Here is a 13,794-nt window from a genome sequence, read left to right on the forward strand (position 1 = left end):
GGTGCCGGAGGAAGAACGATGAGAACGCTCAGGCGAACCTTGCTTGGAACGATCGCCGCCATTGCGCTGGTCCCCGGCGGCTGCGACGGGCTTTGGTATCACGTCGAGGACGACTGCGAGTTCATGCTCACCTGCGAGGAGTACCGGGGCAGGGGCAGTGAGGCTGCGCCTTCCGGGTGCGTGCCGAGCGAGATCGAGGGCGCCGCGGAGGATACGTGCGGGATCTTCGTGGCTTCGAGCGGCAACGACGACAATGCAGGTACCCGGGCGGAGCCGGTGGCGACGCTCGCCGAAGCGCTCCGGCGCGCGGAGGAGCAAGGTCGCGGAGTCTACGCGTGCGCCGAAACGTTTACGGAGGCGATCGAGCTGCCAGCGGGAGCCAAGCTGTTCGGCGGTCTCGATTGCGCGAACGGGTGGACCTGGATCGGCGAGACGGCGAAGACGGTCGTGGCCCCAGGGGAGGAAGGGATCGTGCTGACGGTGCTGCGGGGCGAGGGCGCGGTGAGGATCGAGGACGTGTCGGTGCGCGCGACGGATGCACGGGCGCCGGGGGCGTCGTCGATCGCGGTGCTGGTCGATGGAGCAACGGCAGAGTTGGCGCGGTGCGAGTTGATCGCGGGGAACGGAGCGGATGGCGCGGAGGGAGAGGATGCGCCGAGCGAGGCGTCGGCGCAGGCGTCGCCTGGGAATGCCGGAACGAACGCGTGTAGCGATGTTGATGGCACGCCGGGGCCAGACACAACGCTGTCCGGTGGCGCCCAAGTGGTCAACGAGTGCAGCGGGGGGCTGTCGATCGGCGGTGGTGGTGGTGATGGAAATGTGCTGAATGGTACTGGCGGAGATATCGGAACGCCAGTGAGCGCGGGAAATGGATCTGGCGGACTCGGAGAGAGTGGCGATGGCTGGAACTGCAATGTCGGCGGCACAAATGGTGGCGCTGGTGTTGGTGACAACGGCGCTCGCGGCGACGCCGGCGTTGCCGCGAGCGGCCTAGGCGCGCTGAGCTCGTCGGGCTACACGGGGGTGAGCGGCCGAGCCGGCGAACCGGGCAAGCCGGGACAAGGCGGAGGCGGAGGCGGCGGCGCCAAGGGCGGCGCGGCGATCTGCCCAGGCGCCATGCCCGGAGCCGGAGCGAGCGGAGGCAGCGGCGGCCCTGGTGGCTGCGGTGGGCTGCCCGGGCAAGGCGGCGGCGCCGGCGGAGCGAGCATCGCGCTGGCGAGCGTGGAGGGGAAGGTGACGCTGAAGGACTGCGTGCTGAAGGCGGGCGATGGGGGCAAGGGAGGTGCCGGCGGCGACCTCCAGCCGGGCGGATCGGGCGGGCTCGGCGGTGCTGGCGGCATCGGGGTTGGCGGGTCGAAGCACGCGTGCGCTGGTGGGCATGGAGGTCAGGGAGGCAACGGTGGTCCAGGAGGAGGAGGCCTCGGCGGGCCGTCGTTCGCGATCGCGTACCGAGGCGAGGCGGTGAAGCAGGAAGGGCAGACGATGCTGCAACCGGGCACGCCGGGCGCCGGAGGTCCCGGCGGGAGCAACAACGTGGCGGCCAACGCGGGCGTGGAAGGCACGGCGGCGGCGGAGCAGCAACTTCCGTAAATGAGCGACGAGGTAGCGGGCGGTCTCGTCGCTGCTGCCGCCTGCCGCCGCGCAGTTGTGGCGGAGGCGACCCCGACGATCGCGCGACGCGACGCGCCATCGAGGAGGCAACGCGCCCCCGCCGGCGACATGTACGGCGGCCAGCCGCGCCCGCCGGGCTGCTGCCACCGGCGAGCGGTGAAGAAAGTGAGGACGACCGTACGATTTTGTGACGACCCGACCTGGCTGCGCGTAAGTAATCGAAAGACATCGATTTCTGGACGAAAACGCTTGGCGAGCCCGTTCGTGGCCGGCAGTATGCGCGCCGCTCGATCCAAGGAGCGCCCTGCCGATGCGCCGGAATTCCAGTGGAAACGATGCCCCTCCCTCCGGAAGACGCCCCAGCCCGAGCGGGATGGGGGAGTGGGAGCGGATGTGGGTGCGCAGGCTGGGTCTCGAGGACGTGGAGTGGGACCCCGAGCTGCACTGCGAGCACTGCATCGCGAAGCGAGCGGCCTGGGAAGCGGTGATGGAGGAGCTTGCCGCACGGTCGGGGAGCCGGCCGAAGCTGCGGCTGAGCCCTGGGTGGGAGAAGATTCCGCCGAGGGCGGGTCGGCGAAGCAGGCGGAGCAAGGGCCGCTGCAGGCGGCTGCTGCTGAAGATGGTGCGACTGGCGCGTCTCGTGCGCGAAGATTTTTGAGCGCCTGAGCGAAAGGTCCCGTCGCGAGCTCCCAGCTCGAGCGAGCAGCCGCTGACGACCTGAGCACGCCGAGAGGGCGCACGGCGACGGCGCCGCGCGCTGGGCGACAGAACAGGAGACCGGCGCACCGCGAGCGTGGTGCGCGCTGACTCGGCTCGTCCTTGCGACGAGCGTGCGAGGTGGAGGATGGTGCGTCCAACGATCGCCATCGAGGCAGGGGCGGAGGCCCTCGTGTCGAGGCGTCGTGCGAGCAACGAGGAGCGCTCCGGGGAATTGCCTTGCCTGGGGCTCTTCCTGGTCACGGGCCGGCCTGGCGGAGAGGCCGTCTCCCGCACGGCGATCGAGATGGTGCATCCCGCTGTCGAGGCAGCCAGCGTGGACGACCTTGGTGCTGGTGCGATGATCGCGCCGCAGTGCCGGGACGAAGTGCGGCTCATGATGAGCCCGCGCCGAACAGGCCGCTCCGAGGACGAACGTCCGGGGCCGGGACCGAGCGGCGTGCAGGTGACCTTCGCCGGTGTGCTGCTCGCGCCCGGGGCGGCGTACATCGCCTACGCCGGCGATATGCACATCTACCGGTTCCGTGGGGGGAAGCTGGAGGCGCGAACGCGTGAAGATGCGGCGCTCGACGGTGGGGCGCTGGACGGATCCACCTCGCCGGATGCCCCAGCCGTGCTGGGGCAACACGCCAGCGCGGCCACACGCGCGCTCGGCTGCGACGCAGCGGTGGAGATGACGGCCCAGGTCGAGGACACGGAGCCGGGCGACATCTTCCTCGCGTGCTCGGGGGGCCTCCGGGGCTCGATGTCCGAGCAGCGAATCGCCGGCATCCTCGCAGCGCACCGTGAGCTGCGCCTTGCGGCGAGCCTGCTGATGGACTGCGCTCATGAGAACGGCGAGCCCGAGCAGGCAATGTGCGTCCTGGCACGTGTTGCGGGGTCTGTGGGTTGAACTCGTCAGGAGGCGCGGTGCAGCAGCGCCGGAGCGCCCGCGGGCCCGGAGGGCCGAGCACGGGCCGGGGTGGGCAGCCTTCTTGTGGGCGAAGGTGACGGCGCGAAGGGTGGGGCGGCGATCTTCCCGGGAGCCATGCCGGCGCCGGAGCGAGCGGAGGCCGCGGCGAACCCCGCGGCCGCGGCGGACTGCCCGGGGAGGGGGCGGGAGAGGCGAGCAGAGCCCGCTGGACTGCTGATCGCGCTGATCGCGGCGAGCGCTGCAGAAAAAATGAGAGGCTGTATGATTTCGTGACAATTTCGGACGGCTGAACGTAACTCGACAAAACGGCAATCCTGATTCGAAGAAACCCCTTGGCGAGCTCATTCGTTGCCGGCAGAATGGGCGCCGCCCGAATTCAAGGAGCCCCATGCCGAAGCACCGAAGGTCCCGCGGAGACAACCCTCCTCCCTCTGGTAAGCGCCCCAGCTTGAGCAAGATGGGGGAGTGGGAGCGGATGTGGGTACGGAGGCTGGGTCTCGAGGACATCGACTGGGATCCCGAGAAGTATTGCGTGCACTGCATCGCAGAGCGGGAAGCTCGCGAAGCTGCGGCGGAGGAGCTTGCGCCGCCGTCAGGGCCCAGACTGCCCGCGTCGCAGAGCCTCTTGTGGGCGAAGATCCCACGCCCGGCAGGGGGTCCTAAAGCGCGAAGCAAGCGTCGCCCCAAGCTGATGCTCGTTCCCTCGGTGCACCGCAAAGGCGAGGACCCTTGAGCGGGAGGCCCCTTCACGAAGGGTCTGGAGCGAGCGAGTCGAGCGAGTCGACATCGATGGTGTGGGGGACGCCGGCTCTGATGTGCTCTCCGGGAACCTGCCGTGTTGTGCCAGAACACCGCATCTCCGGCATCCCCGCTGCGCCTCGTGAGTCGCGCCTTCTGATGGATGGACTGCGCTCATGAGCTCGCGCTGTGACCCCGAGCGCGCGACGTGCGCCCCGGCGCGCGTCGACAACGGCCGAGGCGCTCCTCCATGAGCGCGATCAGCCCGTGCGCGCGCCCACACCTCGCGCAGGCTCACGCCGGCGCTCGGCTCTCCCCGGCCACGCCGGCCTCCCGCCCGAACGCCCGGCCGCAGCGCCGTCGCACGCAGGAAGCGCACCACGGCCTACCTCCGTGCGCCCCGCTCCTGCTACCCTCCTGGCCGTGGCGATAACGACAGATTTCCTCGTCATCGGTAGCGGTGTGGCTGGGCTGACCTTCGCGCTCGAGGCGGCCGAGCACGGCGAGGTGATCATCGTCACCAAGCGCGCGCGTGACGAATCCAACACGAAGTACGCCCAGGGCGGCATCGCCGCGGTCTTCGCCCCGGACGACTCCCCCGAGGCGCACATCGCCGACACGCTCGAGGCGGGGGCGGGCCTCTGTCACGAGGTGGTCGTCGAGATCTGCGCGCGGGAGGGGCCCGAGCGGGTGCGCGAGCTCATCGCGCGGGGCGCCCAGTTCGATCACGAGAACGGCAAGGTGCGCCTCGGGCGCGAGGGGGGGCACTCCGCGCGGCGGATCGTGCACGCCGCCGACGCCACCGGCCTCGAGATCGAGCGCGCGCTCCTCGATCAGGCCCGGCAGAACCCGAACATCCGCTTCGCCGAGCACCACACGGCGATCGACCTCATCCCGCTCTCCCGGTTCGGGGGGCCGGACATCTGCGCCGGCGCCTACGTGCTCGACGAGACCGACGCCGCGCTGAACGGGCCGCGGCAGCGCGACTCGGAGCGGCCGGCGCCCCGGCACCGGCCGGCCTCGAAGCCGCACGTCGTCGAGACCTACCTCGCGCGGGCGACCGTGCTCGCCACCGGCGGCGCAGGCAAGGTCTACCTCTACACGACGAACCCCGACGTCGCGACGGGCGACGGCGTCGCCATGGCCTACCGGGCAGGCGCCGAGATCGCGAACATGGAGTTCTACCAGTTCCACCCGACGTGCCTGTTCCACCCGGAGGCGAAGAGCTTCCTCGTGAGCGAGGCGCTGCGCGGCGAGGGCGCCATCCTCCGGCTGCCGGACGGGACGGCCTTCATGGCCAGCCACGATCCGCGCAAGGACCTCGCGCCGCGCGACATCGTGGCGCGGGCCATCGACTTCGAGATGAAGCGGACCGGCTCGGACTACGTGCTGCTCGACATCACCCACCGGCCCGCGAGCTTCGTCCGCGAGCACTTCCCGACCATCCACGCGCAGTGCCTCCGCTACGGCATCGACATCACCGCGCAGCCGATCCCCGTCGTGCCGGCCGCCCACTACATGTGCGGCGGGATCACCACCGACCTCTACGGCAGGACGACCATCCCCGGGCTCTGGGCGATCGGCGAGTGCACGTGCACGGGGCTGCACGGCGCGAACCGGCTCGCCTCGAACTCGCTGCTCGAGGGGCTCGTCTTCGGCCAGCGCGCGGCCGCGCGCCTCGGCACCCAGATCGCCGAGCTCCGGCAGAGCGCGTTCCCCGATGTGCCCGAGTGGCAGGTCGGCAACGCGGTCGCCAGCGACGAGGAGGTCGTCGTCGCCCACAACTGGGACGAGCTGCGCCGCACCATGTGGAACTACGTCGGCATCGTCCGGTCCGACGCCCGCCTCCGGCGCGCCGCCCGGCGGATCTCCCTGCTCCAGGAGGAGATCCGCGAGTACTACTGGAAGCACCTTGTCACCCGGGATCTGCTCGAGCTGCGCAACATCGCCACCGTGGCCGAGCTCATCGTCGGCTGCGCCTCCGCCCGGCACGAGAGCCGGGGGCTGCACACGACGATCGACTACCCGGAGACGAGCGATCGCCTCGGCACGGACACGGTCGTGAAGCGGGGCGTCGTGCCTTATCTGCGAGGTCGATGAGCGATCTTCACGGCACCCCCGACCCTCCGCCGAGCGGCGGAGGGCCCGGTCCGCTCGTCCGGCCAGGCGGCGAGGAGCGACCGATGTCGATCCCCGGGGCCATCGGCTGGACCGTGGGCGTCACCGCGCTGTTCCTGTTCCTGCTCGGCCTGATCTCCTCCTTCCGGATGGAGCCGGCGCTCGACGGCGCGGGCTCGTTCCGGGCGGCGCCGAAGCTCGACGTCATCGGCAGCTTCGCGTGCCAGGCCGCGGCGTACCTGCTCGGGCTCTTCGGCGTGCTCCAGGTGCACGCGCCGCGCGCGTCGATCCGGCAGTTCCTCGGCGTGCGCGGGACGCACGTGGCGTTCTATCCGCTCGCGATCGCGCTCGGCTTCGCGCTCGAGGGGCCCATCGCCGCGCTCTACACGGCGATCGAGGCGCGCTGGCCGTCGGGGATCGACGACGCCGAGCTCGTCCGGGTCTTCGTCGACGCGAGCGCGCCCGAGCGGGCCGCGCTCGGCCTCATCTTCATCGTGCTCGGCCCCGCGCTGGAGGAGGTCTTCTTCCGGGGAGCGCTCGCCCGCCCGCTGCGCTGGACGCACCGCGCGCCGCTCGTGATCGCGATCACGGCCGCGCTCTTCGCGGTGGCCCACGTCGGGTGGCAGAAGTTCCTGCCGATCGGGATCTTCGGCGCGGCCCTCGGCGTGCTCCGCGTCGCGAGCGGGTCGCTCTTGCCGTCCATCCTCCTCCACGGCACCTACAACGCCATCCAGTGCTTCGCGCTCCTCTCCGCGGCGGGCGCGGGGGCGGCCGACGGCGCGCCCTCGGCCGCCGGCGCCGCGCTGCCCGACGCCGCGGCGAGCCCGGCGTGGCTCGTGGCGGCGAGCTCCGCCTCCGCGCTCGTGTTGACCGCGCTCGCCTGCGTCCTCGGCCGTCGCGCCGAGGGGGCGGCCCGCGCGAGGGAAAAGGACCTCTCATGATGCCGGCGTTCGGGAGCCAAGGCGGCGGCGCGAGCCGATCCGCGCAGATCGCAGCGGGGGACGGCGAGGGCCGCTCCTCCGGGACCGTGGACGCGGGCGGCGAGGGCCGCGCCGCCCCGCGCGCCGGGGCGAAGCGGGCGCGGGTCAGCCTCTGCTTGCCAGGGGGCGGCCTGACGGGCGCGCTCTACCAGATCGGCGCGCTCGCGGCGCTCGAGGATGGCGTCGAGGGGATCGACAACCAGAGCTTCTCGCTCTACCTCGGGCACGGCAGCGGCGCCGCGGTCGCCGCGGCCCTGGCGGGCGGCATCCCGATCGAGCGGCTCTACCGCGCCCTGCTCGATCCGGTCGACAACTTCTTCCCGCTGGAGCGCAGCCACCTCCTCCACCTCGACGTCGGCGAGTGGCGGCGCGCGCTCAGCACCAGCATGGTCGCGCTCCGCCACGCGATCGTCCGGCTCACGACCCGGGGCGACGCGACCCCGAACGCGCCGGCGCAGCAGTACCTGTTCGAGCAGCTCGATCGCTTCAACGACTCGCTCCCCGCGGGGCTCTTCCAGCTCGATCGCTACGAGCGGTTCCTCGGCGAGTTCTTCCTGCGGCGCGGCATCCCGAACTCGTTCCGCGCGATGCCGCGGACGCTGCGCATCCCGGCGCACGACCTCGACTCGGGCGAGCGCGTGGTCTTCGGCGCCGAGGGGTTCGACCACGTCCCGGTGTCGCTCGCCTGCGCGGCGTCGCTCGCGCTCCCGCTGTTCTTCTCGCCGGTGCGCGTCGAGCACCGCCACTACCTCGACGGCGGGCTGGGCCACGTGGCGCACCTCGATCTCGCGCAGGCCGCCGGCGTGGAGCTCACGATCGTCGTGAGCCCGCTCGTGCCCGTCTCCACCGCGCACCGCCCCGTCCCGACAGGGCACGGGGTGCGCGAGAGCGTGCGCGACAAGGGCATGCTCTGGATCTTCAACCAGGCGATGCGGATCGGCGCGCACGCGCGGCTCCACCAGGCGGTGGGACGCGCGCTCGCCGAGGGCAAGATGCAGGTCCTCGTGCTCGAGCCCGCGCGGAACGACGCGCTGCTGTTCCTCCACAACCCCGCCAACCTGCGCGCGCGGCGCGCCATCCTCGAATACGCCTACCGGACGACGCGCGAGCGCATCGCGGTGTGGATGGACAAGAACCGCGCCGTGGTCGAGGCGATGGGCTGGCACGAGGCCCGCGCGTCGGGCCCGTCGGCCGGCTGAGGCGCATCGGTCGCCCGAGCGCCCGCTCGGCCGGCGAAGGCCGGTCAGCTGGCGAGGGAGGAGAACCGGGCGATCGTCAGCTCGTCGGGCGGGACGCTGATGCGGGCGCGCGGGATGGCGACGCCGTGCAGGTAGCGCCAGCCCTCGCCGTCGTGGAGGAAATCGGACAGCTCGACGAACGATCGATCGACGCCCGCCTCGAAGATCTTGGCGAGGAACAGCACCGACGCGGAGTCGCCGCTCTGCAGGCTGTCGAGGATCTGGAGGCCCCGGTACCGGTGGTGGTGGATCGTCACCTTCAGCTCGCGGAGCACCTGGTCCCTGTCGCGCCCGCGGTCGATGTGGCCCATGTGCAGCGTCCGCCAGAGGTAGGCCGTGTCTCCGACCGCGAACGCGGCGTACCGCGAGCGCATCAGCGCCACGGCGTCGGGCGCCTCGCGATCGCCCAGATGGCAGGGGGCGCAGCACTCGCGGTACGAGCGCCCCGAGCCGCACGGGCACGGGCGGGAGAGGGTCCCCGTACCAGGACGAACATCTCGGGTCATGGGCGTTCTCTACACGGGTTCGTGCCCCGGTGCAGCGCCCTGGGAGGCGTCGAGATGGGGCGCGGCGGGCGTGGCGGGGCGCGCGACAGGACGGCTCACCGCGGCATGGCGCGGCCTGCCGCAGGACGACCCGGCACGGCGTGGCCCGGCGCCGTCGCGCCGTCCAGCGCCGACCCGCGCGCGTCCCTGAGCGAAGCCTCTTGCGGGGCGCCGGCGAGGACGGTAAGGCGGGCGGGAAGTATGCCCGCAGCGCGCGCTCACGCCGCGGCCCTCCTCCTGGCCCTCGCCCTGGTTCTGGGGGGCTGCAAGCGCCAATACGCCATCGGCGATCACGTCCTCGTGACGTGGGAAGGGAACGTCTACCCGGCCGAGGTCATCGAGGTCCTGGGCCCGACGAAGTTCAAGATCCACTACCAGGGGTACGACGACATCTGGGACGAAGTTGTACCTCGTGACCGGATCCGCGGCCTCGTCGAGGGCAACGTCGTCCACCCGCCGCCGCCGCCGAAGGTCCGGAGCAAGGGGCTGCAGGCGTCGCAGACGAACGTCTACAAGATCGGCGACAGGGTCCGCGTCGAGTGGCACGGGCAGATGTACCCGGCGGTCGTCACCGGCATCGTGGGGCAGGAGCGCTACCGCATCCACTACGACGGCTACGGATCCGAGTGGGACGAGACGGTCGGGCTTTCCAGGATTCAAGCCAAGTAGCGTGAAATATTCACGCGCGATCATTTTCCCCCTGGCGCTGGCCATGGGGCCGAATTAAGAGCCGCGCCGAATTTCTGACTGGGCGATCGCAAGAGTGCGCCGCCTGGCTGACGTTCGATGCGTGCCGCACGCCCTCCACGGGCACGCCCTCACGGGTGCGCGGCGGGGAGCCTTCTGTGATCAGCGAACTGTCCAAGCTGCGCAACATCGGGATCAGCGCCCACATCGATTCGGGCAAGACAACGCTGACCGAGCGCATCCTCTTTTACACCAAGCGGATCCACGCCATCCACGACGTCAAGGGCAAGGACGGCGTCGGCGCGAAGATGGACTCGATGGATCTCGAGCGCGAGCGCGGGATCACCATCCAGTCCGCGGCCACGCACTGCTTCTGGAACGGGCACCAGATCAACGTGATCGACACGCCCGGCCACGTGGACTTCACGATCGAGGTCGAGCGCGCGATGCGCGTGCTCGACGGCGCGATCCTGGTCCTCTGCGCCGTCGCCGGCGTGCAGAGCCAGTCGCTCACGGTCGACCGCCAGATGCGCCGCTACGGCGTCCCGCGCATCGCGTTCGTGAACAAGTGCGACCGCGCCGGCGCGAACCCGCTGCGGGTCCGCGCGCAGCTGCGCGAGAAGCTCAACCTGAACCCGGTCCTGCTGCAGCTGCCGATCGGGCTCGAGGACAAGTTCGAGGGGGTCGTCGACCTCATCGCGATGAAGTCCTACCGGTTCGAGGGGGCGAACGGCGAGAAGATCGTCGTCGGCGACATCCCGGCCGACATGGCCGACGAGGCGAAGGCGGCGCGCGAGGAGATGCTCGACGCGCTCTCGATGTACTCCGACGAGCTCACGGAGGCGATCCTCGAGGAGCGCGTCACCGAGGAGCTCCTCCAGAAGGCGATCCGCGAGGCGACCGTGAAGCTCCAGATCGTCCCGGTGATGATGGGGTCGGCCTACAAGAACAAGGCGGTGCAGGTCCTGCTCGACGGCGTGACCCGCTACCTGCCGACGCCCGCCGACATCACGAACAAGGCCGTGGATCTCGACAAGGACGAGGCCGAGGTCGTGCTGTCGAGCGACTCGGACAAGCCGCTCGTGATGCTCGCGTTCAAGCTCGAGGACGGGCGCTTCGGCCAGCTCACGTACCTGCGGGTCTACCAGGGCAACCTCACCCGCGGGGGCGAGATCACGAACACCCGCACCGGCAAGCGCCACAAGGTCGGCCGGCTCGTCCGCATGCACGCGGACGAGATGGAGGACATCGACTCCGCGGGCGCGGGCGACATCGTCGCGATGTTCGGCATCGACTGCAACTCCGGCGACACCTTCACGGACGGGACCCTGAGCGTCGCGATGACGTCGATGCACGTGCCCGACCCCGTCATCTCGCTGACGGTGACGCCCAAGGACAACAAGGCCCAGGCGAACATGTCGAAGGCGCTGCGCCGCTTCACCAAGGAGGACCCGACCTTCCGCGTCGGGGCGGATCCGGAGAGCGGCGAGACGATCATCCAGGGCATGGGCGAGCTCCACCTGGACGTCTACATCGAGCGCATGAAGCGCGAGTACGCGGCCGAGGTGGTCACGAGCCCGCCGCGCGTCGCGTACCGCGAGACGATCACGCGCCGCGTCGACTTCAACTACACGCACAAGAAGCAGACCGGCGGCTCCGGTCAGTACGGCAAGGTCGGCGGCTTCATCGAGCCGTGGACGGAGGCGCCGTTCCGGTTCGACGATCAGGTCGTCGGCGGCGCGATCCCGCGCGAGTTCATCCCGGCGGTCGAGAAGGGCTTCGTGTCGATGCTCGCCAAGGGGCAGCTCATCGGCGCGCCCGTCACGGGCGTGTCGGTCACGCTGAACGACGGCGCGGCCCACGCGGTCGACTCGTCCGACATCGCCTTCCAGGAGGCCGCGCGCGGCGCCTGGCGCGAGACGTACCCCAAGGCCGGCCCGCAGATCCTGGAGCCGCTGATGAAGGTCGCCTGCGAGGGGCCGAGCGAGTACCAGGGCGGCATCGTCGGCATCCTCATGCAGCGGCGCGGCATCATCGTCGGTTCGACCGAGGCAGACGGCTTCTGCCGCGTCGAGGCGGAGGTGCCGCTCTCCGACATGTTCGGCTTCTCGACCGTCCTCCGCTCCGCGACCCAGGGCAAAGCCGAGTTCACGATGGAGTTCTCGCGCTATGCTCCTCTTCCGGCGGCGCTTGGTGAGGAGCTCATCAAGAAATACCGGGAAGAGCAGGCGAAGAAGGCCAAGTGAGGGGGTCGGCATGTACCGCAAAGAGGTAAACGAGCGGAGCCCCATGCGGGTCTTCGAGGGGTCGATGCACGGCGGGCTGGGTCGCGGCAACGTCGGCGTCATCGTCTCCCGGCCCGGCGTGGGCAAGACGGCGTTGCTCGTGCAGATCGCGCTCGACGATCTGCTGCGGGATCGCCGGGTCCTCCACATCTCGCACGAGAACGCGGTCGATCACGTCCGCGCGTACTACGACGAGATCTTCCACGATCTCGCGCAGTCGATGCGGCTCGAGGAGCCGGAGGCCGTCCGGCTCGAGGTCGAGCGGCACCGGCAGATCTACTCGCACCTCGGCCACGTGAAGGCGTCGGCCGACGCGCCCGAAGAGGCGGCGCGCCTGTGGGTCGAGAAGATGCTCGAGACGGTGGCGTTCGCGCGCGGCGTCGCCCACTTCGAGCCCGACGTGATCATCGTCGACGGCTTCGACGTGGCGGTCGCGTCGGAGCAGGCGATGGAGGCGCTCGGGCGGCTCGCGAAGGAGCGCTCCGCCGAGGTCTGGGTCGCGGCCCAGGTCGACGAGGCGGGCCCTCCCGGCAAGCTGCCTGCCGCGCTCCAGGGGGTCGAGCGCCACCTCAACGTGGTCGTCTACCTGCAGCCGGAGCGCGACGTGGTTCGCCTGCGGCTGCTGAAGGACCACGGCAACAAGGATCTCGCCGATCTCCACCTGCGGCTCGATCCCCACTCGATGCGCGTCATCGACGAGGACGTGCGGCCCCCCTCGGAGCGGCCGAAGGACCCGCGGACCTTCCGCGTGCACTCGGGCGGCGCCAAGGGGGCGGAGGCCGAGTTCGGCGCGTGCGCCGAGCGGTACGGGGTGCAGGAGCTGAACTACAGCTTCGAGGGCCACCGGCTCCTCGAGCGCCAGCGCGGCGTGGTCGTGCTGGGGGACGACGAGCTGCGCAAGGGCGACTTCAGCCTCGTCTACGTGTCGCGGCGCCTCGGCCGCGTGCTGAGCGAGATCCCGCTCGTGCGCAACATCCTCCAGACGATCTGGCACCAGATCAACGCGGCCAGCCAGGTCTTCGTCGTGGGGACGCTCCAGGAGGACGGCACCGTGCGCGGCGGCACCGGCTGGGGCGCGGAGCTCGCGCGCCTCTGGAAGAAGCAGCTGTTCGTCTACGATCAGGAGAAGCGCGGCTGGTTCCGCTGGAGCGGCTCGGCCTGGGAGATGGCGCGGCAGCCGAGCATCACCTGCGAGAACTTCGCCGGCATCGGCACGCAGGATCTCAACGACGCCGGCCGCGACGCGATCCGCGACCTCTTCGCGCGCAGCTTCGGCGAGCCTGGCTGAGCGCCGATCGCGGGGGCGCCCTCCGCCGCGCACGCGGCCGCGGGGGCGCCTCGCTGCGGCGCGCAGCAGGCCGGCGCGAGCGGGCCTGCCGCGCCGAGCCGCTCAGGCCGTGTGCTTCTGGATGAGCTGGGCGAGGCGCGGAACGGCCTCCTCGACGTTCTTCTTCGCCGAGCCGCGCAGCTTCTCGTAGGTGCCGCGCACCACGCCGCTCGACGACGACTTCGCCTTCTCGTCGGTGATGCTGAGGAGCGCGTCCGCGATCCGCGAGCGGTTCGACGTGAAGAAGGAGCTCGGGTTGCCGCTGCTCGCGGCCTCGGTCCAGATGGGGTCGAGCTTCTTGGCGAACTCGGGCAGGAGCTTCTCGACCACCTGCTGGATGAAGCCGGGCTTGATGCCCTTCACGGCCGCGTAGCCGGCCTTGACCGCCAGGCCGGAGAGTCCGCTCTTCGAAGCCACCTCCTCGTCGACCAGCGTGCAACAGTCGGCGACGACCTTGGATTTCTTGTTCGCATCGAGCAGCGTTTCGCTGAGACCCATTCTCGAACTCCTCCGGGCGCTTCGGAGGCCGGTCGCGGCCCCCAGACCCATGTCAGCGTGACCCCCGCGTGACCCCCGGCAGGGAGCCGCGACCACGTCGAGCGGACCGGTGGTCCGCTCCCGACCACATCGAAGCG

At 70.7% G+C, this 13,794-nt stretch carries 10 protein-coding genes; 8 read left to right on the forward strand and 2 right to left on the reverse strand.

Going from position 1 to position 13,794, the window contains the following annotated elements; translation table 11 throughout:
* Positions 1-18 precede the first annotated feature (18 nt).
* The 5 genes from WMF22_RS03630 to WMF22_RS03650 all read left to right on the forward strand — a co-directional run bounded on the left by WMF22_RS03630 (position 19) and on the right by WMF22_RS03650 (position 8,276).
* Positions 19-1,590 (forward strand): PGRS family protein, encoded by a 1,572-nt coding sequence (locus WMF22_RS03630; protein ID WP_438034858.1) that lies wholly within the window; start codon positions 19-21, stop codon positions 1,588-1,590.
* Positions 1,591-2,668: 1,078 nt separating this feature from the next.
* Positions 2,669-3,220 (forward strand): PP2C family protein-serine/threonine phosphatase, encoded by a 552-nt coding sequence (locus WMF22_RS03635; RefSeq protein WP_438034859.1) that lies wholly within the window; start codon positions 2,669-2,671, stop codon positions 3,218-3,220.
* A 1,182-nt stretch (positions 3,221-4,402) separates the two neighbouring features.
* Positions 4,403-6,079 carry an L-aspartate oxidase gene (locus tag WMF22_RS03640; protein WP_438034860.1) on the forward strand — a complete coding sequence of 559 codons (1,677 nt, stop codon included), beginning with the start codon at positions 4,403-4,405 and terminating at the stop codon, positions 6,077-6,079.
* 83 nt (positions 6,080-6,162) lie between these two features.
* Positions 6,163-7,038 (forward strand): CPBP family intramembrane glutamic endopeptidase, encoded by an 876-nt coding sequence (locus WMF22_RS03645; protein WP_437297722.1) that lies wholly within the window; start codon positions 6,163-6,165, stop codon positions 7,036-7,038.
* Positions 7,035-8,276 (forward strand): patatin-like phospholipase family protein, encoded by a 1,242-nt coding sequence (locus tag WMF22_RS03650; RefSeq protein WP_438034861.1) that lies wholly within the window; start codon positions 7,035-7,037, stop codon positions 8,274-8,276. Before WMF22_RS03645 ends, WMF22_RS03650 begins: the two co-directional genes overlap by 4 nt.
* A gap of 44 nt (positions 8,277-8,320) precedes the next feature.
* Here WMF22_RS03650 and WMF22_RS03655 read toward each other — a convergent pair whose 3' ends face one another.
* Positions 8,321-8,821 carry a YchJ family protein gene (locus WMF22_RS03655; RefSeq protein WP_437297724.1) on the reverse strand — a complete coding sequence of 167 codons (501 nt, stop codon included), beginning with the start codon at positions 8,819-8,821 and terminating at the stop codon, positions 8,321-8,323.
* Between the two features lie 240 nt (positions 8,822-9,061).
* Here WMF22_RS03655 and WMF22_RS03660 point away from each other — a divergent pair, with 240 nt between their 5' ends.
* The 3 genes from WMF22_RS03660 (at position 9,062) to WMF22_RS03670 (ending at position 13,120) form a co-directional block, all read left to right on the forward strand.
* On the forward strand, positions 9,062-9,529 hold the full coding sequence (locus WMF22_RS03660; RefSeq protein ID WP_437297725.1) for a Tudor-knot domain-containing protein: 468 nt from the start codon (positions 9,062-9,064) through the stop codon (positions 9,527-9,529).
* Between the two features lie 176 nt (positions 9,530-9,705).
* On the forward strand, positions 9,706-11,793 hold the full coding sequence (gene fusA / locus WMF22_RS03665; RefSeq protein WP_437297726.1) for an elongation factor G: 2,088 nt from the start codon (positions 9,706-9,708) through the stop codon (positions 11,791-11,793).
* 43 nt (positions 11,794-11,836) lie between these two features.
* Positions 11,837-13,120 (forward strand): hypothetical protein, encoded by a 1,284-nt coding sequence (locus tag WMF22_RS03670; protein WP_438034862.1) that lies wholly within the window; start codon positions 11,837-11,839, stop codon positions 13,118-13,120.
* A gap of 102 nt (positions 13,121-13,222) precedes the next feature.
* Here the strand turns inward: WMF22_RS03670 and WMF22_RS03675 are convergent, their stop codons facing one another.
* Positions 13,223-13,657, reverse strand: a complete 435-nt coding sequence (locus WMF22_RS03675) for a DUF6918 family protein (RefSeq protein ID WP_437297728.1) — start codon at positions 13,655-13,657, stop codon at positions 13,223-13,225.
* Positions 13,658-13,794 lie beyond the last annotated feature (137 nt).

It is taken from the genome of Sorangium sp. So ce204 (genome assembly GCF_051526795.1).
In the GTDB taxonomy this organism is placed as follows: domain Bacteria; phylum Myxococcota_A; class Polyangia; order Polyangiales; family Polyangiaceae; genus Sorangium; species Sorangium cellulosum_B.

Coding starts and splice junctions, on each gene's coding strand:
- WMF22_RS03635 (WP_438034859.1), top strand. CDS start 2,669: ATGATCGCGCCGCAGTGCCGGGACGAAGTGCGGCTCATGATGAGCCCG.
- WMF22_RS03630 (WP_438034858.1), top strand. CDS start 19: ATGAGAACGCTCAGGCGAACCTTGCTTGGAACGATCGCCGCCATTGCG.
- WMF22_RS03670 (WP_438034862.1), top strand. CDS start 11,837: ATGCGGGTCTTCGAGGGGTCGATGCACGGCGGGCTGGGTCGCGGCAAC.
- WMF22_RS03650 (WP_438034861.1), top strand. CDS start 7,035: ATGATGCCGGCGTTCGGGAGCCAAGGCGGCGGCGCGAGCCGATCCGCG.
- WMF22_RS03660 (WP_437297725.1), top strand. CDS start 9,062: ATGCCCGCAGCGCGCGCTCACGCCGCGGCCCTCCTCCTGGCCCTCGCC.
- WMF22_RS03645 (WP_437297722.1), top strand. CDS start 6,163: ATGTCGATCCCCGGGGCCATCGGCTGGACCGTGGGCGTCACCGCGCTG.
- WMF22_RS03675 (WP_437297728.1), bottom strand. CDS start 13,657: ATGGGTCTCAGCGAAACGCTGCTCGATGCGAACAAGAAATCCAAGGTC.
- WMF22_RS03655 (WP_437297724.1), bottom strand. CDS start 8,821: ATGACCCGAGATGTTCGTCCTGGTACGGGGACCCTCTCCCGCCCGTGC.